This window comes from Photobacterium salinisoli (assembly GCF_003614885.1).
GTDB lineage: Bacteria > Pseudomonadota > Gammaproteobacteria > Enterobacterales > Vibrionaceae > Photobacterium > Photobacterium salinisoli.
Window position 1 is genome coordinate 1,825,759 of sequence record NZ_QZMS01000007.1, and the last position, 21,904, is coordinate 1,847,662.

Annotated in this window: 23 protein-coding genes; 1 reads left to right on the forward strand and 22 read right to left on the reverse strand. The window is 51.6% G+C overall.

Annotated elements, in window-relative coordinates; genetic code table 11:
• Window positions 1-23: 23 nt before the first annotated feature.
• From D6M16_RS08960 to trmJ, 21 genes are all read right to left on the reverse strand, one after another.
• Window positions 24-263: a zinc ribbon domain-containing protein gene (locus D6M16_RS08960; RefSeq protein WP_120511487.1), complete on the reverse strand. Its 240-nt coding sequence runs from the start codon at window positions 261-263 to the stop codon at window positions 24-26.
• 428 nt (window positions 264-691) lie between these two features.
• Entirely contained in the window at window positions 692-2,200 is a 1,509-nt protein-coding gene (gene der, locus D6M16_RS08965) for a ribosome biogenesis GTPase Der (RefSeq protein WP_120511488.1), read from the reverse strand.
• A gap of 152 nt (window positions 2,201-2,352) precedes the next feature.
• Entirely contained in the window at window positions 2,353-3,510 is a 1,158-nt protein-coding gene (gene bamB / locus D6M16_RS08970; protein WP_120511489.1) for an outer membrane protein assembly factor BamB, read from the reverse strand.
• 12 nt (window positions 3,511-3,522) lie between these two features.
• The gene (locus tag D6M16_RS08975) at window positions 3,523-4,134 is read right to left on the reverse strand and encodes a YfgM family protein (protein ID WP_120511490.1); all 612 of its coding nucleotides are present in this window, start codon (window positions 4,132-4,134) and stop codon (window positions 3,523-3,525) included.
• A 13-nt stretch (window positions 4,135-4,147) separates the two neighbouring features.
• Entirely contained in the window at window positions 4,148-5,416 is a 1,269-nt protein-coding gene (gene hisS, locus D6M16_RS08980; protein WP_120511491.1) for a histidine--tRNA ligase, read from the reverse strand.
• 120 nt (window positions 5,417-5,536) lie between these two features.
• Window positions 5,537-6,652 (reverse strand): flavodoxin-dependent (E)-4-hydroxy-3-methylbut-2-enyl-diphosphate synthase, encoded by a 1,116-nt coding sequence (gene ispG, locus D6M16_RS08985; protein ID WP_027252950.1) that lies wholly within the window; start codon window positions 6,650-6,652, stop codon window positions 5,537-5,539.
• 14 nt (window positions 6,653-6,666) lie between these two features.
• Complete coding sequence (gene rodZ, locus D6M16_RS08990) at window positions 6,667-7,662, reverse strand: cytoskeleton protein RodZ (RefSeq protein ID WP_120511492.1); 996 nt, start codon at window positions 7,660-7,662, stop codon at window positions 6,667-6,669.
• Window positions 7,652-8,422, reverse strand: coding sequence for a type IV pilus biogenesis/stability protein PilW (gene pilW, locus D6M16_RS08995; protein WP_120511493.1), 771 nt, complete (start codon window positions 8,420-8,422; stop codon window positions 7,652-7,654). Before pilW ends, rodZ begins: the two co-directional genes overlap by 11 nt.
• Before the next feature lie 45 nt (window positions 8,423-8,467).
• On the reverse strand, window positions 8,468-9,589 hold the full coding sequence (gene rlmN / locus D6M16_RS09000; RefSeq protein ID WP_120511494.1) for a dual-specificity RNA methyltransferase RlmN: 1,122 nt from the start codon (window positions 9,587-9,589) through the stop codon (window positions 8,468-8,470).
• A 260-nt stretch (window positions 9,590-9,849) separates the two neighbouring features.
• Window positions 9,850-10,278 (reverse strand): nucleoside-diphosphate kinase, encoded by a 429-nt coding sequence (ndk, locus tag D6M16_RS09005; RefSeq protein ID WP_027252954.1) that lies wholly within the window; start codon window positions 10,276-10,278, stop codon window positions 9,850-9,852.
• A gap of 60 nt (window positions 10,279-10,338) precedes the next feature.
• Entirely contained in the window at window positions 10,339-11,616 is a 1,278-nt protein-coding gene (gene pepB, locus D6M16_RS09010) for an aminopeptidase PepB (protein WP_120511495.1), read from the reverse strand.
• A 72-nt stretch (window positions 11,617-11,688) separates the two neighbouring features.
• Entirely contained in the window at window positions 11,689-12,975 is a 1,287-nt protein-coding gene (gene pepB / locus D6M16_RS09015; RefSeq protein ID WP_120511496.1) for an aminopeptidase PepB, read from the reverse strand.
• 360 nt (window positions 12,976-13,335) lie between these two features.
• Window positions 13,336-13,536, reverse strand: a complete 201-nt coding sequence (iscX, locus tag D6M16_RS09020) for a Fe-S cluster assembly protein IscX (protein ID WP_120511497.1) — start codon at window positions 13,534-13,536, stop codon at window positions 13,336-13,338.
• Between the two features lie 78 nt (window positions 13,537-13,614).
• Window positions 13,615-13,953, reverse strand: a complete 339-nt coding sequence (gene fdx / locus D6M16_RS09025; protein ID WP_046218864.1) for an ISC system 2Fe-2S type ferredoxin — start codon at window positions 13,951-13,953, stop codon at window positions 13,615-13,617.
• A gap of 2 nt (window positions 13,954-13,955) precedes the next feature.
• Window positions 13,956-15,809, reverse strand: coding sequence for a Fe-S protein assembly chaperone HscA (gene hscA / locus D6M16_RS09030; RefSeq protein ID WP_120511498.1), 1,854 nt, complete (start codon window positions 15,807-15,809; stop codon window positions 13,956-13,958).
• Between the two features lie 39 nt (window positions 15,810-15,848).
• On the reverse strand, window positions 15,849-16,364 hold the full coding sequence (gene hscB, locus D6M16_RS09035; protein WP_120511499.1) for a co-chaperone HscB: 516 nt from the start codon (window positions 16,362-16,364) through the stop codon (window positions 15,849-15,851).
• A gap of 81 nt (window positions 16,365-16,445) precedes the next feature.
• Window positions 16,446-16,769 (reverse strand): iron-sulfur cluster assembly protein IscA, encoded by a 324-nt coding sequence (iscA, locus tag D6M16_RS09040; RefSeq protein WP_046218867.1) that lies wholly within the window; start codon window positions 16,767-16,769, stop codon window positions 16,446-16,448.
• A 20-nt stretch (window positions 16,770-16,789) separates the two neighbouring features.
• The gene (gene iscU / locus D6M16_RS09045) at window positions 16,790-17,176 is read right to left on the reverse strand and encodes a Fe-S cluster assembly scaffold IscU (protein WP_046218868.1); all 387 of its coding nucleotides are present in this window, start codon (window positions 17,174-17,176) and stop codon (window positions 16,790-16,792) included.
• A gap of 32 nt (window positions 17,177-17,208) precedes the next feature.
• Complete coding sequence (locus tag D6M16_RS09050; RefSeq protein WP_120511500.1) at window positions 17,209-18,423, reverse strand: IscS subfamily cysteine desulfurase; 1,215 nt, start codon at window positions 18,421-18,423, stop codon at window positions 17,209-17,211.
• 31 nt (window positions 18,424-18,454) lie between these two features.
• Window positions 18,455-18,961, reverse strand: coding sequence for a Fe-S cluster assembly transcriptional regulator IscR (gene iscR / locus D6M16_RS09055; RefSeq protein ID WP_027252964.1), 507 nt, complete (start codon window positions 18,959-18,961; stop codon window positions 18,455-18,457).
• Window positions 18,962-19,070: 109 nt separating this feature from the next.
• Complete coding sequence (trmJ, locus tag D6M16_RS09060; protein ID WP_120511501.1) at window positions 19,071-19,805, reverse strand: tRNA (cytosine(32)/uridine(32)-2'-O)-methyltransferase TrmJ; 735 nt, start codon at window positions 19,803-19,805, stop codon at window positions 19,071-19,073.
• Between the two features lie 200 nt (window positions 19,806-20,005).
• Between trmJ and suhB the strand changes: the two genes are divergently transcribed.
• Window positions 20,006-20,806 (forward strand): inositol-1-monophosphatase, encoded by an 801-nt coding sequence (gene suhB / locus D6M16_RS09065; protein WP_120511502.1) that lies wholly within the window; start codon window positions 20,006-20,008, stop codon window positions 20,804-20,806.
• Window positions 20,807-20,944: 138 nt separating this feature from the next.
• Here the strand turns inward: suhB and secF are convergent, their stop codons facing one another.
• On the reverse strand, window positions 20,945-21,892 hold the full coding sequence (gene secF / locus D6M16_RS09070) for a protein translocase subunit SecF (RefSeq protein WP_120511503.1): 948 nt from the start codon (window positions 21,890-21,892) through the stop codon (window positions 20,945-20,947).
• Window positions 21,893-21,904 lie beyond the last annotated feature (12 nt).

Consider the following 21,904-nt stretch of genomic DNA (forward strand, 5'->3'; position numbering starts at 1 on the left):
CTTTCACACCGGGTATTCACCGATCACTTCGAGATTTTATCTGCCAGGGTGAAAGTGACAGAGGCCTGAGACTTTGACTTAAGCTCATTGCAGTGCGCGCAGAAATAGCTGGTGGCGCCGCAAGCATTCAGGCTTTCCAGCGGATGCCCGCAATCATGGCAGGCGGCATGTTTTATCGCCCGGCGTTCACAATGAGGGCAAAAGTACCCTTGATACTGCCAGACAAGATTTAATCGGCATTGCGGGCAAAGCGGCTGAGACATATCGCGCGCTCCTGAGTATGCAGAACAGTGTAATCGGCTTAAGTGTATCAATAGCAGAGATCGGCAACAGTGGCTTGATCAACGACAAAGTTCAGGCTGATCAGCGATCACCTCCCAAAAGAACATTTATCAATACAGTTCCCGAAAGCATAAGTTACATGTTCTGTATATGGATTTTACGTAGCATAAAAATCTATTTAGTTATTCTTTTCTGATAAGATCCAGCATATGTGGAAATCGAAAATCAGATCACCTGGTGGCCTGTCAGTGCTGTACTTACAGGGGTTTAGCAGCAAAGTGATACGATCGAAAGCAAGTCAGTCAACAGGATAATATTCGCTCATCGATCCCTTTCCTCCGGCAATATGATCCTCAGCCGCTTTACGATGATCAAAAAAAACCCGGCTTTATCAGCCGGGTCTGGGGATTTACTGGTTGCGGTCCCTGTTCTTCAGGGCATTGGTCAGGCGCTTACGCTGCCGCTCCTGAGACACAGTCAGCTTCTGACGTTTCTCATTACCGTAAGGGTTATCACTGTTATGGAAATGAATCCGGATTGGTGTTCCCATCATGTCCAGTGTTTTACGGAAATAGTTCATCAGATAACGCTTATAGGAACCCGGCAGATCGTTCACCTGGTTACCATGCACCACAACGATTGGCGGATTATAGCCACCGGCGTGAGCATATTTCAGTTTAACCCGGCGGCCGCGGATCATAGGCGGCTGGTGGTCATCCTGTGCCATTTGCATAATACGGGTCAGCAGGGAGGTACTGATTCGCTTAGTCGCAGACTGGTACGCTTCCTTCACTGATTCGTACAAATGGCCCACCCCTGTGCCGTGCAGGGCAGAAATAAAGTGGATTCGAGCAAAATCGACAAAGCCAAGCCGGCGGTCAAGCTCTGATTTCACCCGCTCTTTGACTTCGTTATCCAGACCATCCCATTTGTTCACCGCAATAACCAGCGAACGGCCGGAATTGAGCGCAAAACCAAGCAGGCTCAAATCCTGATCCGAAATATTTTCACGGGCATCAATGATCAACAGCACTACGTTGGCATCTTCAACGGCTTTCAGTGTCTGAATAACCGAGAATTTCTCTACCGCTTCGCTCATGTTCTTACGGCGACGGACACCTGCGGTGTCAATCAGCACATATTCCTGACCGTCCCGCTCCATAGGTATGTAAATGGAGTCACGAGTGGTGCCGGGCATATCGTAAACGACAACACGCTCTTCGCCGAGAATCCGGTTCGTCAGGGTTGATTTACCCACATTCGGGCGACCGATAATCGCCAGCTTGATAGGTTGCTCCTGCAGTCGCTTATAGGCGGCTTCTGCATCTTCTTCTGTCAGGTTAGCCTTTTCGATGGCATCGGCGGAATCCAGGCTTTCGATATCGACAAAGCCGTCATCTTCTTCTGCCTGGCGGGCTTTCCATTCTTCCACGAAAGGCGCCAGTGCACGCTCCATCAGTGCCGTCACACCACGGTTCTGCGCGGCGGCGATCTGGTACATATCATCCACGCCCAGCTTCCAGAAATCTGCACAGGCGCTGTCGGCATCGATACCGTCAATTTTGTTCACAACTAAAAATGTCGGTTTCTGACGGCTGCGAAGGTGCTTGGCAATGGCTTCATCCGAAGCGGTAAGGCCAGCACGACCATCAACCAGAAACAGCACAACGTCTGCTTCCTCGATAGCGGTCAGCGATTGCTCCGCCATTTTGGTCTCTACACCTTCCTCGGAACCATCAATACCGCCGGTGTCGATGACAATGAATTCGTTCTCTTCGAGCTCTGCTCGACCGTACTTACGATCCCTGGTTAGGCCAGGAAAGTCAGCGACCAGCGCATCCCGGGTGCGGGTAAGACGGTTAAACAACGTCGATTTACCCACATTCGGGCGCCCGACAAGGGCAACTACAGGAATCATAATGAGTTTACCTCTATCTTTTTCATCATCTTAATGACAGTAATGTCTGTCTCAAACGACAATCACTACGTCAAGGGTAGAATAACAACGGCCCCTGATGTGAATACAAACAGGAGCCGAAGCGTTAATCTTATCACAGAATATGCCTGTGACTAAGGCAAATGCATTTTGCTCAATTTGCCTTCTCGGGTCACCACCAGGTAGCCATCTGACAGCGCTAACGGCGGGATAGCAATGCCGCTACCATCAGTTTGCTGCTGGGCGAGAAATTCACCGGTGCGGGTATCCAGCCAGTGCAGATAGCCCAGACTGTCACCCAGCACTAACTTCCCATTGATCACAGACGGTGCACTGAGGATACGGTAAGCAAGCTCTGTATTTTGCCACAGCTCTGTGCCACTGCGAATATCTACAGCCACCAGGTGATCCTCTGCCGTTACCAGAAACAGCAAACCACTGTCGATCACAAAGTCAGTGGCTGAAGAGTAGTTGCGTTTCCACACTTGCTGGCCACTACGCAGATCGATCGATACCAGATTGCCGTTGTAACCGGCCGCATACAGGCGATCACCCTCAATCACAGGGGCAGCATCAACATCGACCAGACGGTCAATTTCTGTCGCGCCCTGTGGCTGACCGATAGGCTGTTGCCACAATAGCTGGCCATTGCGGATGAAAGCCCCCGCCAGCCGGCCGTTGGCCTGTCCCCAGAATACCCCGCCAGAAATAGACACAGGAGAGCTGTCACCACGTAGCGTCAAGGATGGCACTTCACTGCTGATTTGCCACTTAGACGCTCCGGTTTCGGCATCTAAAGCCTGCAGGATACCGCGGCTGGTGTTCACCAGCAGCAGGCCTTCATCCGCCAGAGGTTTAGCCAGCACTTCGCCATCAATGTCAACACGCCAGGCTTCTTCACCGGTTTCTGCATCCAGCGCAATGACTTCAGCATTCTCACTGCCGATAAAGACTTTGTTGTAAGCCACAGTCAGGCCACCAGACAACTTAGCATTGCCGCCACCGGCGATCTCGTGCTCCCACACGCTCTTACCTGTTGCCGGATCCAAGGCTTCAACCTTTCCTTCACGGCTGGCAACAAACAATTTTCCGTACCCGGTTACCGGAGACAGACGCGAGTAAAAATGCTGGACGCCTTCATCAATATTACGTGTCCAGTCCTGAACAGGAGTGAACTGGTTTTCAACCGCAGGAAGAGGCGCCATTTGCACCGCTTCTTCTTCACTGGCACAGCCGCTCAATACACCAATAGCGACAGCGAGCGCTACAGCTTGCTTCAATAGCTTTCGCATACTCTGTCGCCTTTACTGGGCCAGATCGTCAAGTTTAATTTGCAGTGCCGGAGACGCACCCAGCTGCTGTGCGCTGATATAAGCATCACGAGCCGCTGATTTATCCCCTTTCTGCAGCAAAATATCACCGCGCAGTTCAGCCACTTTACCCTGCCAGCTTTCCGCTTTCACTTTATCCAGTTCTGCCAATGCATTGTCGTAAGACTGCTGAGCCGCCAGAATACGCGCCAGACGGGTATGAGCCACAGGCAACAGAGCGACATCCTCTGTATGACTGATAGCCCAGTTTAATTGCTCTGCAGCAGCGTCCAGCTCACCTTTCTCGACCTGCACTTTGGCCAGTTGCAAAGCAGCCAGAACTGCATACTGACTGCTTGGGTTGTCGTTGATAAAAGTCTGAGCCTGACTGATAGCATCGTCGCTGCCACTGTCCAGAGCCTGTACAGTCTGAGTATAAGCTTCGGAAGCCTGTTCCTTAGCAGACTGCACCTCTCCCTGATAATAACGCCAGCCATACAGGCCGCCCAGGCCAAGTACGGCACCAAGCACAATGGCTTTACCATTCTCTTTCATCCATGCCTTGATGGATTCAATCTGTTGCTCTTCTGTGGTATTGACGTCCACGTCCTGTCCTCTCTTAAATCAATTCTGCCAGCTTAGCGGCAACCTCTGCCTGAGCCAATGTTTGCTGCTCACCACCACGGAGATCCTTAACGACTACAGTCCCTTCTGCAATTTCGTTCTCCCCCAGAACCAGGGCAACAATCGCACCAACATTATCAGCGCGCTTAAACTGTTTCTTGAAGTTGCCGCCACCAAAGTGATTCATCACTCTCAGTCCCGGCACGGCTTCACGCAAAGTTTCAGCCAGCTTCATGCCTGCCATCAGTGTACCTTCACCGGCAGTCACTACGTAGACATCCACACTGCGGCGAACATCGGTCAGCTCCAGTGTTTCCAGCATCAGCACCAGGCGCTCAAGGCCCATAGCAAAGCCCACACCCTGCGTTGCTTTACCGCCCAGCTGTTCAACCATACCGTCATAGCGGCCACCACCACAGACAGTGCCCTGGGCACCCAAACTGTCGGTGATCCACTCAAAAACAGTGCGGTTATAATAATCCAAACCACGCACAAGGCGTTCATTTACCTGGTATTCGATACCAGCAGCGTCTAATAGTTCACACAAACCAGAAAAATGCGCCTCGGAATCATCATCCAGGTAGTCAGACAACTTCGGCGCATCGGTCAATATCGCTTGAATGTCTTTATTTTTGGTATCCAGCACACGCAGAGGATTGGTATACATACGGCGCTTGCTGTCTTCATCGAGTACATCAAGATGCTGCTCGAGGAAAGCTATCAAGGCGTCGCGATACGCAGCGCGGGCTTCAGAAGAACCGATAGAGTTCAGCTCCAGGCGAACATGCTTATCAATACCCAGTTCACGCCACAAGCGTGCCGTCATCATGATCAGCTCCGCATCAACATCCGGCCCTTCAATGCCAAACACTTCCACGCCAAACTGGTGAAACTGACGATAGCGGCCTTTCTGCGGACGCTCATGGCGAAACATAGGGCCCATATACCACAAACGCTGTTCCTGATTGTACAGCAGGCCATTTTCGATACCGGCACGCACACAACCTGCAGTCCCTTCAGGGCGCAGTGTCAGGCTGTCACCGTTGCGATCTTCAAAGGTATACATTTCCTTTTCGACCACATCGGTCACTTCACCGATGGCACGCTTAAACAAATGCGTCATTTCGACAATCGGCATACGGACTTCACTGTAGCCGTAAGCACTGACCACTTGTTTCGCGGTATTTTCCACTTTCTGCCAAAGTGGAGACTGAGTTGGGAGGCAGTCGTTCATGCCTCGAATTGCTTGAATTTGTTTCGCCACGTTGATTCTCAATTAACCGATGGGGATTAAGTTCGAATGAATAGAACTGAATATATAAGTTATGCAGGACGTTGTGAACCTTACCCCGAAGGATTCCGAGGTAAGTCAGACAGAAAAGGCTTACTTTTCGATGATGTCAATCCGATTGCGCTGATCCATCATGGACGCTTTGGCCCGAATCTTGGTTTCCAGCTGATCAATCACATTGTCATTATCAAAACGCTCTTTCTGGCGCACACCGTCTTCATAGAAGGCGCTCTTACGGTTACCGCCGGCAATGCCCATATGGGACACTTCTGCTTCGCCCGGCCCGTTAACCACACAACCAATGACAGAAACGTCCATTGGGATAGTGATATCTTCCAGCCGTTGTTCCAGCTCATTAACTGTGCCAATCACATCAAATTCCTGACGTGAACAGGTTGGGCAGGCAATAAAATTAATGCCGCGGGAACGAATGCGCAGAGATTTCAGGATATCAAAGCCGACTTTAATTTCTTCGATAGGGTCAGCCGCTAAAGAGATGCGCAGCGTATCGCCAATGCCTTCAGCCAGCAGCATGCCCAGGCCAACAGCAGATTTGACTGCACCAGCACGAGCGCCACCGGCTTCAGTGATACCCAAATGCAAAGGTTGTTTGATTTGCTTAGCCAGCCTGCGGTAGGACTCCACAGCCAGAAAGACGTCGGAGGCTTTAACGCTGACTTTGAATTGATCAAAGTTAAGCCTGTCCAGGATCTCAACATGACGCATCGCCGATTCAACCAACGCATCAGGCGTCGGTTCACCGTATTTCTGCTGGATATCTTTTTCCAGCGAGCCGCCGTTTACACCGATACGGATCGGGATATTGTTGTCGCGGGCACAATCCACCACAGCGCGGATACGGTCTTCACGGCCGATATTACCCGGGTTGATGCGCAGACAGTCCACACCATACTCCGCCACTTTCAACGCAATTCGGTAATCAAAATGAATATCAGCCACCAAAGGCAGATTCACCTGTTGCTTAATCGCTTTAAAAGCTTCAGCCGCATCCATGGTAGGTACGGAAACGCGGACTATATCGGCACCGACTTTTTCCAGTGCGCGGATTTGTGCGACTGTCGCTGCCACATCTGTGGTACGGGTGTTGGTCATTGACTGCACCGCGATCGGTGCACCATCACCAATTGGCACCTTACCCACATAAATTCGGGTGGAAGGACGACGTTTAATCGGAGACTCGTTATGCATCTTTCATTCTCTGTTTACAACGGCAGCTTCAACCTGGCGACTCTGCCAGCCGGGTAGCCGCTCAGATCCACTGGTTCACCTTTGAAGCTCATTGTAACAACACTCGGCGCACCGAGCACTATCTTAAACGGAGCCTGTCCATCAATAGAGACAACATCGCCGCTGGACTTGATACCTGTATCAAGTTGTTTGCCATTGGCATCACGGATATCAATCCAGCAATCGCCGTTGAAAGTAAGCTTCAGATCAGGTGCCGGCGCTTCTTCCGCAGCCGGGGCTGCGCCACTAAACAGTGAGTCATTGGCTTCATCAAACAGCACATTGCCATCATCATCAATCACACTGCCCGCAGGGCTATCCTCGCTGACGGTATTGTTCGCAGCTTCGTCAAAGGTGTTAAGCGGCAAATCATCACCGGCTGCAGCATCGCTGTACTGATCATCAGCAGGCATCTCCTGCGCGGCCCCTTCCGCAATCGCGCTGACGTCGTCTTTGTTCAGCGAATCCGCCATTTCATCGACTGTGCCAGCCAGTGATTCGTCCAATGGCGGATTCGCTGGCGATACTTGCTCTGAAATAACCGGGGTTTCCGTTTTTTGCTCTGTCTGCCACCACCAGGCCGCCGTCATTCCGACAATCACAGCTCCGAGAAGCCAGGTCATCCCCATGACACGGTTGTCGTGTTTCTCACGCTTGGTTTTACGTGAAAAACTTTGCATGGTCTGGGCTTGCGGCTGCCCCTGACCAATACTTTCAAGTTTGCTCAGTACTTCGTTGACATCAAGACCGACAAATTTGGCATACGAGCGGACATACCCACGGGTAAAGGTGGCCATATGAGCTTCATCAAAGCGGTTGTTTTCAATGTCATCGATTACAGACATCCGCAAGCGCAGCCGGCTCGCTACATCCTTCTGAGAATAGCCAAGCTGCTCACGCGCCTGGCGTAGCATATCTCCGGGACGAATGACGTCTTCCGTTACTCGTTCTTCATTCTGTTCAGTATTCATTGGCTAGATAATTCTGATATTGCTGAGAATCAGGAAATTGTTGTCGCAACAATTCGGCATATTTTTCCACACGATCAAGGCGACCGCTCTGGCGTGACGACTGAATTTTAAGAACAAGACTATCAGCAGTCTCTCCATATCGTTGACTGAATGCCTCCAGTCTGGCATCAGCCAGCTGGTAATCACTACCCGTCAACTCCAGTCTTGCCAGCTGCAACATAGACAGCGGACGGTAAGGCTCATGATCCAATGCTTTTCTGAAATAATCTGCAGCTTGTGTCGCATCACCATGTTTTATGCTGCACAAAGCCGCATTTTCATACGTCGCTGAAGCCTGAAAATAATCCGGCTGTAAAACAGCACGCATAAAGGCGTTATCTGCTTCATCGAACCGTGCTTCATTACACAAGAATACACCATAGTTATTAAGCACATCGCCATTTTTGGGGGAATATTGCAATGCTCGGACATAGAGCGCTTCAGCTGAACGATTTTCACCCACTTGCTGGTAATAGTGTGCCATGGCAAGTTGTGCTCTGGGGTGATCCGGCGCAACGTCTAAGGCTTTCTGTAAATTTTGCTGTGCTTTCTGCCTCTGACCTTGCTCCAGGTAACTGAGTCCAAGCGTCACTCTGGCATCTGCCACGGCAATGGGGTCCACACCGCGTTCCTTCGCCGTCGGGTCAATGGTTACACAGCCCACTAGCAAACAAGCGGCAATAAAGCCGCTTGTGATCGGATACAGGGTCCAGCGTACCATAACAACTCCTTGCTCACATCCATTTCGAGCTTTATGTGATTGTTATCAGACTGCTTTTACTGGGATTGGTTCCCCTTTAGCTTGTTTGGCCAAAGTACGTTTTGTGCGGTCTATCACATCGCCAACCAATTGTCCGCAAGCGGCGTCGATATCATCGCCACGCGTTTTACGCACTGTCACAGTGAAGTCGTACTCCATCAGTGTTTTCATGAAGCGATCAATCCGTGAATTACTTGGCTTGCGGTAAGGCGACCCCGGATAGGGATTGAAGGGGATCAGGTTAATTTTCGCCGGGGTATCTTTCAGCGTGTGCGCCAGCTCCCGCGCGTGCTCCATCCCGTCGTTCACATGATCCAGCAGTATGTATTCCACGGTGACTTTGCCACGGTTGGCATTGGACGAGGCAATATAGCGACGAACCACATCCAGGAAAGTCTCAATATTGTACCTGTCGTTAATCGGCATGATTTCAGAACGCAACTGGTCATTACCAGCGTGCAGAGAAATCGCCAGAGCCACATCGATCTTACCTATCATCTGCTCAAGGCCGGATACCACACCGGAAGTCGACACAGTGACACGGCGCTTCGACAGACCAAAGCCCAGATCGTCGAGCATGATTTTCAGTGACGGGATCAGGTTTTTCATGTTCAGCAATGGCTCACCCATGCCCATCATCACCACGTTAGTGATAGGACGGCGGCCCGTTTCTTTCTCAACACCGATCTCTTTGGCCGCGCGCCATACCTGACCGATAATTTCGGATACCTTCAGGTTACGGTTAAACCCTTGCTGCGCAGTAGAGCAGAATTTACAGTCCAGCGCACAGCCTACCTGGGAAGACACGCACAGGGTGGCACGGTCATCATCGGGGATGTAAACCGTTTCGACATCCTGATCACCGACACGCATGGCCCACTTGATAGTGCCGTCTGCTGAGTACTGCGCTTCAGATACGTAAGGGGCACGAATCTCTGCCACAGCGTTCAGCTTCTCGCGCAGCTTCTTATTGATGTTGGTCATTTGATCAAAGTCATCGCAACCGAAATGATACATCCACTTCATGATCTGATCCGCGCGGAAGGCTTTTTCGCCCAGCTCTTCGGCAAAATACTGCCGCAGTCCTTCGCGATCGAAATCCAGCAGATTGATTTTGGCATTCGTCATCGGTTGTCGCCTCACTAAAAAATGACAGATCCTGCACCCGGCACGCCAGAGAACGCTGACCCAGGGTGGCCCCAAATAGCGGGAAGATTCAAGGCGCGAAATTGTACAGACTTTAGCGGCGTGTTTCCACTTTTGCAGGCGGTTGTCAGCTAAGCAACTGATTACAGCTTAGCTGATGCCAGCCCGCACCTCCATTAAACCTTGAGATATAAAAACGGGAAGCATACGCTTCCCGTTGTACCCAGCTTCCAGAAAATAAATTAGTCGCGAGGACAAATTTCATCCTCGGAAAAGAAATACGCAATTTCGCGGGCTGCAGATTCAGGACTGTCGGAGCCGTGTACCGCGTTCAGGCGCGTGCTTTCTGCGTAATCGGCACGCAGTGTGCCGCACGCGGCTTCTTCCGGATTGGTTTTACCCATCAGCTCACGGTAGCGTGTAATCGCATTGTCGCCTTCCAGTACCTGTACCATCACAGGGCCTGAAGTCATAAATTCAATCAGTGGTGCGTAAAATGGTTTGCCTTCGTGCTCAGCGTAAAACCCCTGCGCCTGCTGCTCGGTTAAACGCAGCATTTTCGCGGCAACAATCGTCAGACCAGCGCTTTCCAAACGATGATAAATAGCACCGATCTGATTACGGCCTACTGCATCAGGTTTTACAATTGAGAAGGTACGTTCAATTGTCATTATTATATTCCTTATACTCAGTTCACTTCTGCCAGGCAGGTTTTCCCTGTCCCATAGCGCTTACTGTAACAGCAACGCGGCAATATTTGCCACCCCAAGCCCCGTCGCACCCGCCGCCCAGCGCGCATCTGCACCGTCACGGAAGCAGGAAGCCAGATCAAAGTGAACCCAGCGGCTGTCATCGCTGACAAAGCGGGACAAGAAGGCGGCAGCATTCGATGCACCGCCCATGCCACCACCTTTCACAGCGCGACTGTTGGCGGTGTCAGCGTAATCAGACGGACAATTATTCTGATGCCATTTTTGCAGTGGCAACGGCCATGCAGGCTCATTAACCAGTTCAGACAATTGCTGCGCTTTGCGCAGCAGCTCAGGCTGCATGGAGAAGATAGCGTTATAATCCTGGCCCACTGCCATCATGGCGGCACCGGTCAGCGTCGCGGCATCAATGATCAGCGGCGCCTTCATTTCACCAGCCTTGATCAAGCCGTCAGCCAGCACCAAACGCCCTTCCGCATCGGTATTGACCACTTCCACCGTCAAACCATTCTTGTAGGTCAGAATATCGCCCAGCTTGTAAGCATTACCGGCGACCATATTTTCCGCACAGCACAAGATCAGTTTCACGCGCTTTTTCAGGCCTTGTTCAATGGCATAAGCCAGCGCAGCCGTCACTGTGGCCGCCCCGCCCATGTCGCACTTCATCGCCACCATGCCGGCACTGGACTTGATGCTGTAACCGCCGGAGTCGAACGTAATCCCTTTACCAACCAGGCAGGCATGCACAGGTGCGTCTGCATCTCCGGTAGGGTTAAAGTCCAGCGTCAACATCACAGGCGGACGGCTGCTTGCACGACCAACACTGTGGGTGCCAATCCAGCCTTCGGCCAGTAGCTCATCACCAACCAGCACCTCATGGCTGATTTTATCGCCGGCTACACTCTTCAGGAAACTGACCGCATCCTGCGCCAGTTTTTCCGGATACATATCTTCCGGCGTCGCGTTCACAACCTGACGTACCCAGTCGGCACTGCGACGACGCGCGTTCAGCAGTTCCAGCTCGTCTTCGTCCATGGAGGCCCATTGCACCTCCACCAATTTGCGTGTTGCGGCAAAACCACAATAAAACGCCCACTGGCGCTCGTAACTCCAGCCCTCGCCGCTCAGGCAGGCCTGAGTGGCTCCCTGAGAAGAAAGCTGACGAGCTGCCTGCTGAATACGGCGCAGGACAAAATCATCCTGATAGTGAATAACGACGCTGTCCTGCTGGTAGGAGACCAGCGCTTTATCGCCCCAGGCACCCTGACTCGATTCGGCGGAAAGTAATACGGTAAGCATATCTGTGTTCCCTAAGTTGAAAACGCACAACAGCGCGAACTGTTGTGCGTAAAAATAGACCGGAAAAAGGAATTAATCCTGAGCCAGAATGTTCGCCAGTGTGCGTACACCCATGCCCGTGGCGCCCACGCCCCACTTATCGCTGGCCGATTTACGGTAGGTACCGCTGCAATCTAAGTGCAGCCAGCCGTGCTTATAGTCTTCGACAAAGTAAGACAGGAAAGCCGCCGCAGTGCTGGCACCCGGCATGAAATCGCCGGTGGAAATGTTAGCCAGATCGGCAAAGCTGGATGGCATCATACGACGGTGATGCTCGCCCAGAGGCAGAGGCCACAAACCTTCGTGTTCTTCACTGGCGGCAATCAGCGCTTTCTGTGCCATGCTGTGGTCAAAACTGAACAAGGCATGGTAGTCATTACCCAGGGCATTCTTCGCTGCACCTGTCAGGGTCGCACAGTCAATGATCAGACCCGGCTTTTGAGCACTGGCATAAATCAAACCATCCGCCAGCACCAGGCGGCCTTCTGCGTCTGTGTTGAGGATTTCAACCGTCTTGCCATTTTTATACGTGATGATATCACCCAGTTTAAAGGCACGGCCCGATACCATGTTTTCCGCACAGCACAAGATCAGCTTAATGCGCTTTTGTACACCGCGGGCAATGGCCAACGCCAGACCGCCGGTGGCCATTGCCGAGCCGCCCATGTCGGCTTTCATCGCTGCCATCCCCTCAGAAGGCTTCATGCTGTAGCCGCCGGAATCGAAGGTAATGCCTTTACCGACCAGGCACGCCGCAACAGGTGCTTCAGCGTCACCGCTTGGGTTGTAATCTAAAATGAGCATAGCAGGAGAGCGTTCAGAACCACGACCAACGGTATGAATGCCGATCCAGCCTTCATCCAGAAGATCGTTGCCTTTGATCACTTTGTAACTGACATGATCAGGGGCCAGGGATTTAATGAACTCACCGGCACGGTTTGCCAGATGCGAAGGATTTACCACTTCGGCACTCTGGTTGATAATATCGCGAACCCAGTTGGTGGCAGTCAGACGCGCCTGTAATTCTGCTTCATCTTCGTCATCCAGCTCAGGCCAGCTGACACTGTTGCCTGGCTTGGCATTGCGGTGCCCCTGAATGAAAGACCAGATAGTTTCCAGATCCCACTCTTCACCGCTCAGAGTGACTTGCTTAATACCCTGACCGTCCAGAGTCCGGCCAGCGCGCTGAATCAGATTCAGCACATCGTCATTAGTCACATGAATCTGCACACCGTTGGCGGTATAAGAAACCAGTGCATTTTCACCCCACTGCTCAGCAGCAGCGTCCTGAGTCAGAAATACTGACATAGTAGAAGACATGTAAAACTCCTTGAGTATATGCCCAACAAGCACTCACAGCTCGTACAGGCGGCATGCTTATGACTTCCAGAAAGCCGGATTCTGTCCTTCGGCTCTCTGTGCCTGATCGGCCGTAGTTCGCATCCAGTCACACTGAATTTACTGTGTTTATGGTGCATGAATGCGTAATTTCAAGTTAAGCAATGCGAAAATACAACAAAGCGGACCTTTTGGTCCGCCATTTAGTCTTGTCAGTGCAGGCAATTTGTTGGCTGTCACTCACATATCAAAGCGATTGGTTTACCTTGCCGTCAAATAAGCAAATAAACAAGGCATTTGCTGCAAGATTAAGAGAATGATCGACTATTAACGAAGCTCGACTCAGTCCTTCTCTTCCATCCAGCACAATTGCACCGCTTCCAATACTTTTTCCCCGCAGTGGTTTGGGTCATCATCAAACTCGTCCAGCGCCAGAATCCAATCCCGTAACTCGACAAAATGAATGCCTTGCGGGTCAACGTCCGGATGCTCTTCCAGCAAGGCGATGGCAATGTCTCTGGAATCAATCCACTTCAGTCCCATGATTCACCTGCCCCCGTTGCAAACAGAAAGTATTAAGAGTGTAGCAAGCCCGCCACCAAAGGGTAACGGGCTTGCTGATTAATGGTTTTCGCTGGCCAGATTGATAGTGTAGCGGGGAATCTCTACCACCAGGTCTTCATCTGCCACTCTGGCCTGACAGCCAAGACGAGACTCAGGTTCCAGACCCCATGCCTTATCCAGCATGTCATCTTCCAGTTCTTCACTTTCGTTCAGCGAATCAAACCCTTCACGGATAATGACGTGACAGGTTGTGCAGGCACAGGACTTTTCACAGGCATGCTCAATACCAATGCCGTTTCGCAGTGCCACATCCAGCACAGTTTCGCCACTAGATGCTTCCAGCACTGCGCCCTCTGGGCAAAGTTCTTCGTGGGGTAATACAACAATTTTAGGCATGCCTAAACCTCATCAATCGATTGACCGGCCAGTGCCTCCCGAATGGATTTATCCATCCGGCGTGCGGCAAATTCCTGGCTTGCTTTATCAGTTTTCTTAATACCGGCTTCAATCGCACGCGGGTCCTCACCCTGACGCAATTGAACCAGCTCCATCATGGCGGTTTCCAGCTCTTCACGCTCTTGTTTTGACAGCAAAGTCTCGCCATCTGCCGCCAGCGCCGCAATCAGGCCTTCAAGCACCCGATCCGCTTCTACACGCTGCTCAGCCAGTGCACGGGCATCTTTGTCTTCACGAGCGTGTGTCATCGAATCGCGAATCATGTTGGCGATCTCATCGTCGGTCAACCCGTAAGACGGCTTCACCTGAATAGACGATTGCACACCAGAACTTTTTTCCATTGCGGTGACCGACAGCAACCCGTCTGCATCGACCTGGTAGGTAACGCGCACATGTGCCGCGCCCGCGGCCATGGCGGGGATCCCCCTCAGGGTAAAGCGGGCCAGTGAACGGCAGTCTGCAACCATTTCACGCTCACCCTGCACTACGTGCACAGACATGGCCGTCTGACCATCCTTAAAGGTGGTGAACTCCTGCGCCCGGGCAACCGGAATAGTGGTGTTACGGGGAATGATCTTTTCGATCATGCCGCCCATGGTTTCAATGCCCAGAGACAAGGGAATCACATCCAGCAGCAGCATTTCAGAATCAGGTTTATTACCGGCCAGAATATCGGCCTGAATGGCGGCACCGATAGCAACCACTTTATCAGGGTCAATCGATGTCAGCGGGGTTTTACCAAAGAATCCCCCAACCATCTCACGCACCAGAGGTACACGCGTTGAACCGCCGACCATCACAGTTTCAATCACTTCATCGAGTTCGATACCCGCATCTTTCACCGCACGGCGACAAGACATCAGTGTCTTTTTCACCAGCGGCTGAATCAGGGCTTCAAACTGAGCCCGGGTGATGTGTCCCTGCCAGCCCAGCACGTCAATCTCCGCGCTGTCGCTGTCAGTCAGCGCCACTTTGGCGTCTGTGGCAACATCCTGCAGTGTACGTCGCTCAGACGCCGTCAGAATGTCGCTGTGGCCACTTTGTGCCAGAATCCAGTCTGCCAGCAGATGATCGAAGTCATCACCACCCAGTGCCGTATCACCACCGGTTGCCAGTACTTCGAATACACCTTTAGACAAACGTAAAATCGAGATATCGAACGTGCCGCCGCCAAGGTCATAAACAGCAATCACACCTTCCTGACCAGAATCCAGACCGTAGGCAATGGCAGCTGCGGTGGGTTCGTTCAGTAAACGCAATACTTTGAGATTGGCCAATGACGCTGCGTCTTTGGTACCGGCACGCTGGGCGTCGTCAAAGTAGGCAGGAACCGTGATCACCACACCTTCCAGCTCACCGCCCAAGGTCGCTTTCGCACGCTCAGTCAGGGTTTTCAGAATATCCGCAGACACCTGAACCGGATTGACCTTACCGCGACGAGTCAGCAATTGCGGTAAGCCTGACTCGGATGCTTCAAACTGATAAGGCAAATTCGGGTAACGCTGCTCAATATCGGTCAGCGAGCGTCCCATCATGCGTTTAACGGAAATAATAGTATTCGCAGGATCCTGCTGAGCCAGTTTTTTGGCTTCGTCGCCAACGAGAATGCTTTGCTCATTGTAATGAACAACTGAAGGTAGAATTGACTTGCCTTGCTCGTCGGGCAGGGTCTCGGCCACGCCACTACGCACAGCAGCAACGAGAGAGTTGGTGGTTCCCAAGTCAATGCCCACCGCCAGTTTGTGTTCGTGCGGTGCAGCGCTTTGACCTGGTTCAGCAATCTGTAACAGTGCCATTGTCCTTCCTGTGGGCTTTAAGCTGGTAAGTAAATAAAATCAGTCGAACAACGTCTCTTCCAGACGTTCGACCTCGACTCGCAGCTTTTCGATGAATTTGAGTTTACGTACTGCGTCTGCTGCTGGTTCCCACTCGCCGGCTTCCAGCAACTGTTTTAACTCGCTGAGTTGTGCTTTGTGCAAACTAACCGCCTGCTGATCAAAATCAAACAGTGCTGACTCAGGGTCCTCAGCGGAAGGGATCTCTTCCAGGGCTTCACGCAGTTCCATTTGTTGCATCAGAAATTCAGGATCCTGCAACGTCTGCTGCTCGGCGCGAATATCAACGCCGTTTTCCGCCAGCATATACTCAGCACGAGTCAACGGATTTTTCAGAGTCTGGAATGCGTCATTGATGTGAGCAGCTTTTTGAACAGCCATCAGTCGATCGCGCTCAGAAGCTGTAGCAAAGTTATCGGGATGAAAACGTCGCTGCAGGTCGCGGAAACGTGTGGCAAGAAGGCTACCGTCCAGTTCAAACTGGAAAGGCAGGCCAAATAGTTCGAAATGATTCATATGGCGTCTGATATCGGTTTACAAGCAAGAGGCGCGAAGCAGAATGCTCGCGCCCAGGCAATGTCTCGCCGTCAGCGAGTATTAAACGTTGAAGCTTTCACCACAACCACATTCGCTAGACACGTTAGGGTTGTTAAATTGGAAACCTTCATTCAGTCCTTCTTTGACGAAATCCAGCTCTGTCCCTTCCAGGTAAACCAGGCTTTTGGCATCGACGATCACTTTGACGCCGAATTGCTCAAAGACCTCATCGCCCTCATTGAGATCATCAACGAACTCAAGGACATAGGCCATACCAGAGCATCCTGATGTTCGGACACCCAAGCGCAGGCCTAGACCTTTGCCCCGATTTTCCAGGAAAGCCGCAACACGGCTCGCTGCAGTTTCAGTGATGGTAATGGCCATGAACAACAACCCTTATTTCATTAATTGCTTTGATGTTTCTTTTTGTAATCGCTAACAGCGGCTTTAATGGCGTCTTCAGCCAGAATTGAGCAGTGCACCTTCACCGGTGGCAACTCAAGTTCTTCTGCAATCGCTGAGTTTTTGATCGATGCTGCTTCGTCTAAGGTTTTACCTTTCACCCACTCAGTGATGAGTGAGCTGGATGCGATAGCAGAACCGCAGCCGTAGGTTTTAAAACGTGCATCTTCAATAATGCCTTCATCAGACACTTTGATTTGCAGTTTCATTACGTCGCCACATGCCGGCGCACCAACCATACCGCTACCGATATTTTTATCATCTTTATCAAATGAGCCCACGTTCCGCGGGTTCTCGTAATGATCAATTACTTTGTCACTATATGCCATGGTAATTTCCTCGAATTCGTGAAGACCGCAACTTAGTGGTGTGCCCACTCAACTGTGTTCAGGTCGATTCCCTCTTTGTACATATCCCAAAGCGGTGACATCTCACGCAGTTTATCTACTGCGGTACGGATTTGCGAAATTGCGTAGTCTACTTCTTCTTCTGTTGTGAATCGACCAAAAGAGAAGCGGATTGAACTGTGAGCCAATTCATCATTCAGGCCCAGAGCACGCAGTACGTACGAAGGCTCCAGACTGGCCGATGTACAGGCAGAGCCGGAAGAGACCGCCAGGTCTTTCAGTGCCATCAGCAGTGACTCACCTTCAACAAACGCAAAGCTGATGTTCAGGTTGTTAGGAACACGCTGCTCCAGATCACCGTTAACTGTCATCGCTTCAATGTCTTTTACGCCGTCCAGCAAGCGGTTACGCAGAGCCAGAGCATGCTGACGGTCCAGATCCATTTCTTCTTTCGCGATACGGAAGGCTTCACCCATACCGACGATTTGATGAGTGGCCAGTGTACCGGAACGCATACCACGCTCATGACCGCCACCGTGCATTTGTGCTTCGAGACGGATACGTGGTTTACGACGCACATACAGTGCACCGATACCTTTAGGGCCGTAAACTTTGTGCGCAGACAGGGAAATCAGATCAACTTTCATTTCCTGTACGTCAATCGGCAGTTTACCGGCAGACTGAGCGGCATCAACATGGAAAAACACGCCACGTTCGCGGCAGATTTCACCAATTGCGGTAATGTCCTGAATCACACCGATTTCATTGTTCACATGCATAATGGAAACAAGAATGGTGTCTTCGCGGATGGCGTCACGCAGCTTAGCCAAATCGATCAAACCGTTTGACTCAGGCTCCAGGTAAGTAACCTCGTAGCCTTCACGCTCCAGCTGACGGCAAGGATCCAGAACCGCTTTATGTTCTGTTTTACAGGTAATGATGTGCTTACCTTTTTTGCCGTAGAAGTGCGCAATACCTTTGATCGCCAAGTTATCAGATTCTGTTGCACCTGAGGTAAACACGATCTCACGTGGGTCGGCATTCAGCAGGTCTGCCACTTGCTCACGGGCATTATCAACGGCTTCTTCAGCCTGCCAGCCAAAACGGTGGGAACGGGAGGCCGGGTTACCGAAGTTACCGTCCATTGTCATGCATTGCACCATTTTCTCGGCAACGCGTGGATCTACAGGGCAAGTAGCGGAATAATCTAAGTATATTGGCAATTTCATCTTCATCTCCAAAAACACGGGCCGCTGGGCGCTAGGAGCGAACATCGACACCTATAGTGGCGCTGTCGTGTGTATTCTTATGTCCAAAAGACGACTTCTGAAGGCGCTGGTCCTGGCGGTCTGACACCGTCAGTACATCATTGTCCTGCATCAGTTCACCGAGCGTAATATTGTTCAGAAAGTCACTGATGCGCGCGCTGAGGTCGTGCCACAGGGTGTGAGTCAGACAGCGAACGCCGCCCTGACAATCCCCTTTACCGTGGCACTTCATGGCATCGACCGACTCATCGACGGCCGCAATCACAGTGCCGACAGCAATTTGATGCGCCTCTTCGCCCAGTCGGTAACCACCGCCCGGACCACGCACGCTGGCCACCAGGCCGGCTTTACGCAAGCGAGCAAACAATTGCTCCAAATAAGACAGTGAAATCCCCTGACGCTCTGAAATATCTGCCAGAGGTACTGGACCTTCCTGAGAATGCAGCGCAACGTCCAACATGGCCGTGACTGCATACCGTCCTTTTGATGTCAATCTCATAACACACCGCTACCTACTCGAATCTATGGCAGCAGTGTCGCATACCCGACTAAAATGGTCAAGTATATACCCGACTAATTTAGTCAGGCATTATCTGTACGTTAAACAACTACTTTTTCTGTCCGGCGAGGGATTTTTGTACTGATGACAGCACACCGCGCAGGATATTTAGCTCCTGCTCTTCGGGTCTGGCGCGCACAAACAGGCGCCGTAATTTTGCCATCACCATACCGGAGCGACTGCTGATGAACTGTGTCTGTTCCATGACGTCGTACAAATGGTCAAAGAACTTTTCCAGCTCCATGGTACGCGGGTATTCAGGCACACTGTCCTGAACAGGGAAGGCTTGAGCTTCCTTATCCAGGTAAGCCATACGCACTTCATAACTGATCGTCTGAACCGCCATAGCCAGATTCAGCGAACTGTATTCCGGGTTAGCGGGAATATACACGTGGCAGTGGCACTTTTGCAGCTCTTCGTTGGTCAAACCAGTACGTTCACGACCAAACAGCAAGGCAACCGGATGAGCCGGTGCTTCCTGAATGGCTTTAATGCCACACTCGCGGGGATTGAGCTGCGGCCATTCCAGACTTCGGGAACGCGCACTCGAACCGACCACCAGGCCACAATCGGCAATGGCCTCATCGAGGGTGCTGACAATACGGGCGTTTTCGACAATATCTGCCGCACCGGCAGCCAGCGCAAGCGCCTGGCCATCAATTTCACAAGCGGGTTCGACCAGAACCAGCTGGCTCAGCCCCATCACTTTCATTGCTCGTGCCGCTGAGCCTATGTTGCCTGAATGTGATGTGCCCACCAGCACCACGCGGATTTGATCTAACATGACGGCCTGTTTTCCAACTCTGATTCCAAAACCGGGGGATTTTAGCACAGCCTTCTGTAAAGTGGGGAAAACATTGTAAGCGAAACCTGGCAGCAAGTTCCGGCCTCGAGCTGGATAAAAAATCACCACTTCCTTTTTACTCAGGCTCTGATATACTCGCCGCCGCTTTTTAGTTCTTTAACATCCGTTGGGAAGATCCTATGCATCCGATGCTAAATATCGCGATCCGTGCTGTCCGTAAAGCCGGTGACCATGTCGCTAAGTCTTTAGAAAAACCGCAAGGCATTGAAGTAAGTAAAAAAGGCAACGACGTTGTCACCAATATCGATCACGAAGCAGAAGCTATCATCATCGATACTATTCTGAAGTCTTATCCTGATCACTGCATCGTCGGTGCAGAGTCCGGCACCAAAGAAGGCCGTGACAAAGAATGCCAATGGATCATCGACCCAGTGGATGGCACCAATAACTTCGCCCGCGGTATCCCGCACTATGCCATTTCAGTTGCCCTGCGTATGCGTGGCCGTACTGAAGTCGCTGCTGTTTACGATCCTGCCCGTAACGAACTGTTCACCGCAACCCGCGGTTCTGGCGCACAGCTGAACAGCCAGCGTATCCGTGCTTCTCAGCCACGTAATCTGGCCGGTACGGTTCTGGCAAGCAGCCTGCCTTTCACTGCCAAACAACACTCTGAAAGCTACGCCAAAATTCAGCAGGCAATGTTTGTTGAATGCGATGACATGCGCTTGTCCGGCTCTACTGCTTTGGATCTGTGCTACCTGGCCGCCGGCCGCGTAGACGGTGTATTCAAACTGAGCCAGAAGCCTTGGGAAATGGCAGCTGGCGAACTGATTGCCCGTGAAGCTGGCGCCATCTGTACCGACTTCACCGGTAACACCAACTACCTGACCTCCGGCAACATAGTTGCAGGGAATGTGCGCGTAGTGAAGCCTATGCTGGCGAAAATCCGTGAACACGGCAGCGAAGCACTGAAAAAATAAACCGGTACTGAAATGAGTGCCACTGTCTGTGCGGTGGTTTTCAGTCGCCATACAAAAAGCCCCGGCAATCCGATTGCCGGGGCTTTCTTATATCTTCAGACCAGGGTCAAGGGAAAATTTAACCCGCTCCAAGCGCCATTACGGCATGGCGTCGAATTCTTCGCCTTCTTTTTCCACTTTAGGTGGCATCAGGTGCTCACGGGTAATACCCAGTTTCAGCGCCAGTGCCGAAGCGACATAGATAGAAGAATAGGTACCGACGGTAATACCGATTAACAGTGCTGTGGCAAACCCGTGAATCATGGTGCCGCCTTTCATAAACAGGGCGATCACCACGAACAAAGTTGTACCTGACGTGATCAGGGTACGGCTCAGGGTTTGCGTAACAGAGTTATTCATCACCTCTGCCGGGCCGCCTTTGCGCATTTTGCGGAAATTCTCACGAATACGGTCAAACACCACTATGGTGTCATTGAGTGAATAACCGACAACGGTCAGCAGCGCAGCGACAATCGTCAGGTCGACCTCAATTTGCAGCAGTGAAAAAATACCAATAGTAATGATGACATCGTGAGTCAGGGACAACACAGCACCTGCGGCCAGACGCCACTCAAAACGCATAGATACGTACAGCAAAATACAGATCAGTGAGACCAGAATAGCCAGACCGCCCGCTTCCGCCAGTTCGTCACCGACGTTCGGGCCGACAAACTCAATCCGGCGCATTTCGACACTTTGGTGCGTACCTTCACGGAGTGCATCCAGGATCTGATTGCCCAGGGTTTCACCTGCCACGCCTTCACGCGGCTGGAGACGCACCATCACATCACGGGCAGTACCGAAGTTCTGAACGATGGCATCGCCAAAACCCGCCGCTTCCAGTGAATCACGAATCTGGCCCAAATCCGCAGGTTGCTCAAAGCCCACTTCAATCAGGGTGCCACCAGTGAAATCCAGCCCCCAGTTCATGCCTTTAGTGACAACAATACCAATAGAAGCAATGATCATCACAGCAGAAAAAACAAAGGCCAGCTTCGACCAACGCATAAAGTCGATCACTTTATCCGCTTTCATTAATTGAAACATGTCAGCGTCTCC

What these genes read in the sequence shown, in the direction of transcription:
- D6M16_RS08960 (WP_120511487.1), bottom strand. Translation starts at nt 263, where the DNA reads ATGTCTCAGCCGCTTTGCCCGCAATGCCGATTAAATCTTGTCTGGCAG.
- der (WP_120511488.1), bottom strand. Translation starts at nt 2,200, where the DNA reads ATGATTCCTGTAGTTGCCCTTGTCGGGCGCCCGAATGTGGGTAAATCG.
- bamB (WP_120511489.1), bottom strand. Translation starts at nt 3,510, where the DNA reads ATGCGAAAGCTATTGAAGCAAGCTGTAGCGCTCGCTGTCGCTATTGGT.
- ispG (WP_027252950.1), bottom strand. Translation starts at nt 6,652, where the DNA reads ATGCATAACGAGTCTCCGATTAAACGTCGTCCTTCCACCCGAATTTAT.
- rodZ (WP_120511492.1), bottom strand. Translation starts at nt 7,662, where the DNA reads ATGAATACTGAACAGAATGAAGAACGAGTAACGGAAGACGTCATTCGT.
- pilW (WP_120511493.1), bottom strand. Translation starts at nt 8,422, where the DNA reads ATGGTACGCTGGACCCTGTATCCGATCACAAGCGGCTTTATTGCCGCT.
- rlmN (WP_120511494.1), bottom strand. Translation starts at nt 9,589, where the DNA reads ATGACGAATGCCAAAATCAATCTGCTGGATTTCGATCGCGAAGGACTG.
- ndk (WP_027252954.1), bottom strand. Translation starts at nt 10,278, where the DNA reads ATGACAATTGAACGTACCTTCTCAATTGTAAAACCTGATGCAGTAGGC.
- pepB (WP_120511495.1), bottom strand. Translation starts at nt 11,616, where the DNA reads ATGCTTACCGTATTACTTTCCGCCGAATCGAGTCAGGGTGCCTGGGGC.
- pepB (WP_120511496.1), bottom strand. Translation starts at nt 12,975, where the DNA reads ATGTCTTCTACTATGTCAGTATTTCTGACTCAGGACGCTGCTGCTGAG.
- iscX (WP_120511497.1), bottom strand. Translation starts at nt 13,536, where the DNA reads ATGGGACTGAAGTGGATTGATTCCAGAGACATTGCCATCGCCTTGCTG.
- fdx (WP_046218864.1), bottom strand. Translation starts at nt 13,953, where the DNA reads ATGCCTAAAATTGTTGTATTACCCCACGAAGAACTTTGCCCAGAGGGC.
- hscA (WP_120511498.1), bottom strand. Translation starts at nt 15,809, where the DNA reads ATGGCACTGTTACAGATTGCTGAACCAGGTCAAAGCGCTGCACCGCAC.
- hscB (WP_120511499.1), bottom strand. Translation starts at nt 16,364, where the DNA reads ATGAATCATTTCGAACTATTTGGCCTGCCTTTCCAGTTTGAACTGGAC.
- iscA (WP_046218867.1), bottom strand. Translation starts at nt 16,769, where the DNA reads ATGGCCATTACCATCACTGAAACTGCAGCGAGCCGTGTTGCGGCTTTC.
- iscU (WP_046218868.1), bottom strand. Translation starts at nt 17,176, where the DNA reads ATGGCATATAGTGACAAAGTAATTGATCATTACGAGAACCCGCGGAAC.
- D6M16_RS09050 (WP_120511500.1), bottom strand. Translation starts at nt 18,423, where the DNA reads ATGAAATTGCCAATATACTTAGATTATTCCGCTACTTGCCCTGTAGAT.
- iscR (WP_027252964.1), bottom strand. Translation starts at nt 18,961, where the DNA reads ATGAGATTGACATCAAAAGGACGGTATGCAGTCACGGCCATGTTGGAC.
- trmJ (WP_120511501.1), bottom strand. Translation starts at nt 19,805, where the DNA reads ATGTTAGATCAAATCCGCGTGGTGCTGGTGGGCACATCACATTCAGGC.
- suhB (WP_120511502.1), top strand. Translation starts at nt 20,006, where the DNA reads ATGCATCCGATGCTAAATATCGCGATCCGTGCTGTCCGTAAAGCCGGT.
- secF (WP_120511503.1), bottom strand. Translation starts at nt 21,892, where the DNA reads ATGTTTCAATTAATGAAAGCGGATAAAGTGATCGACTTTATGCGTTGG.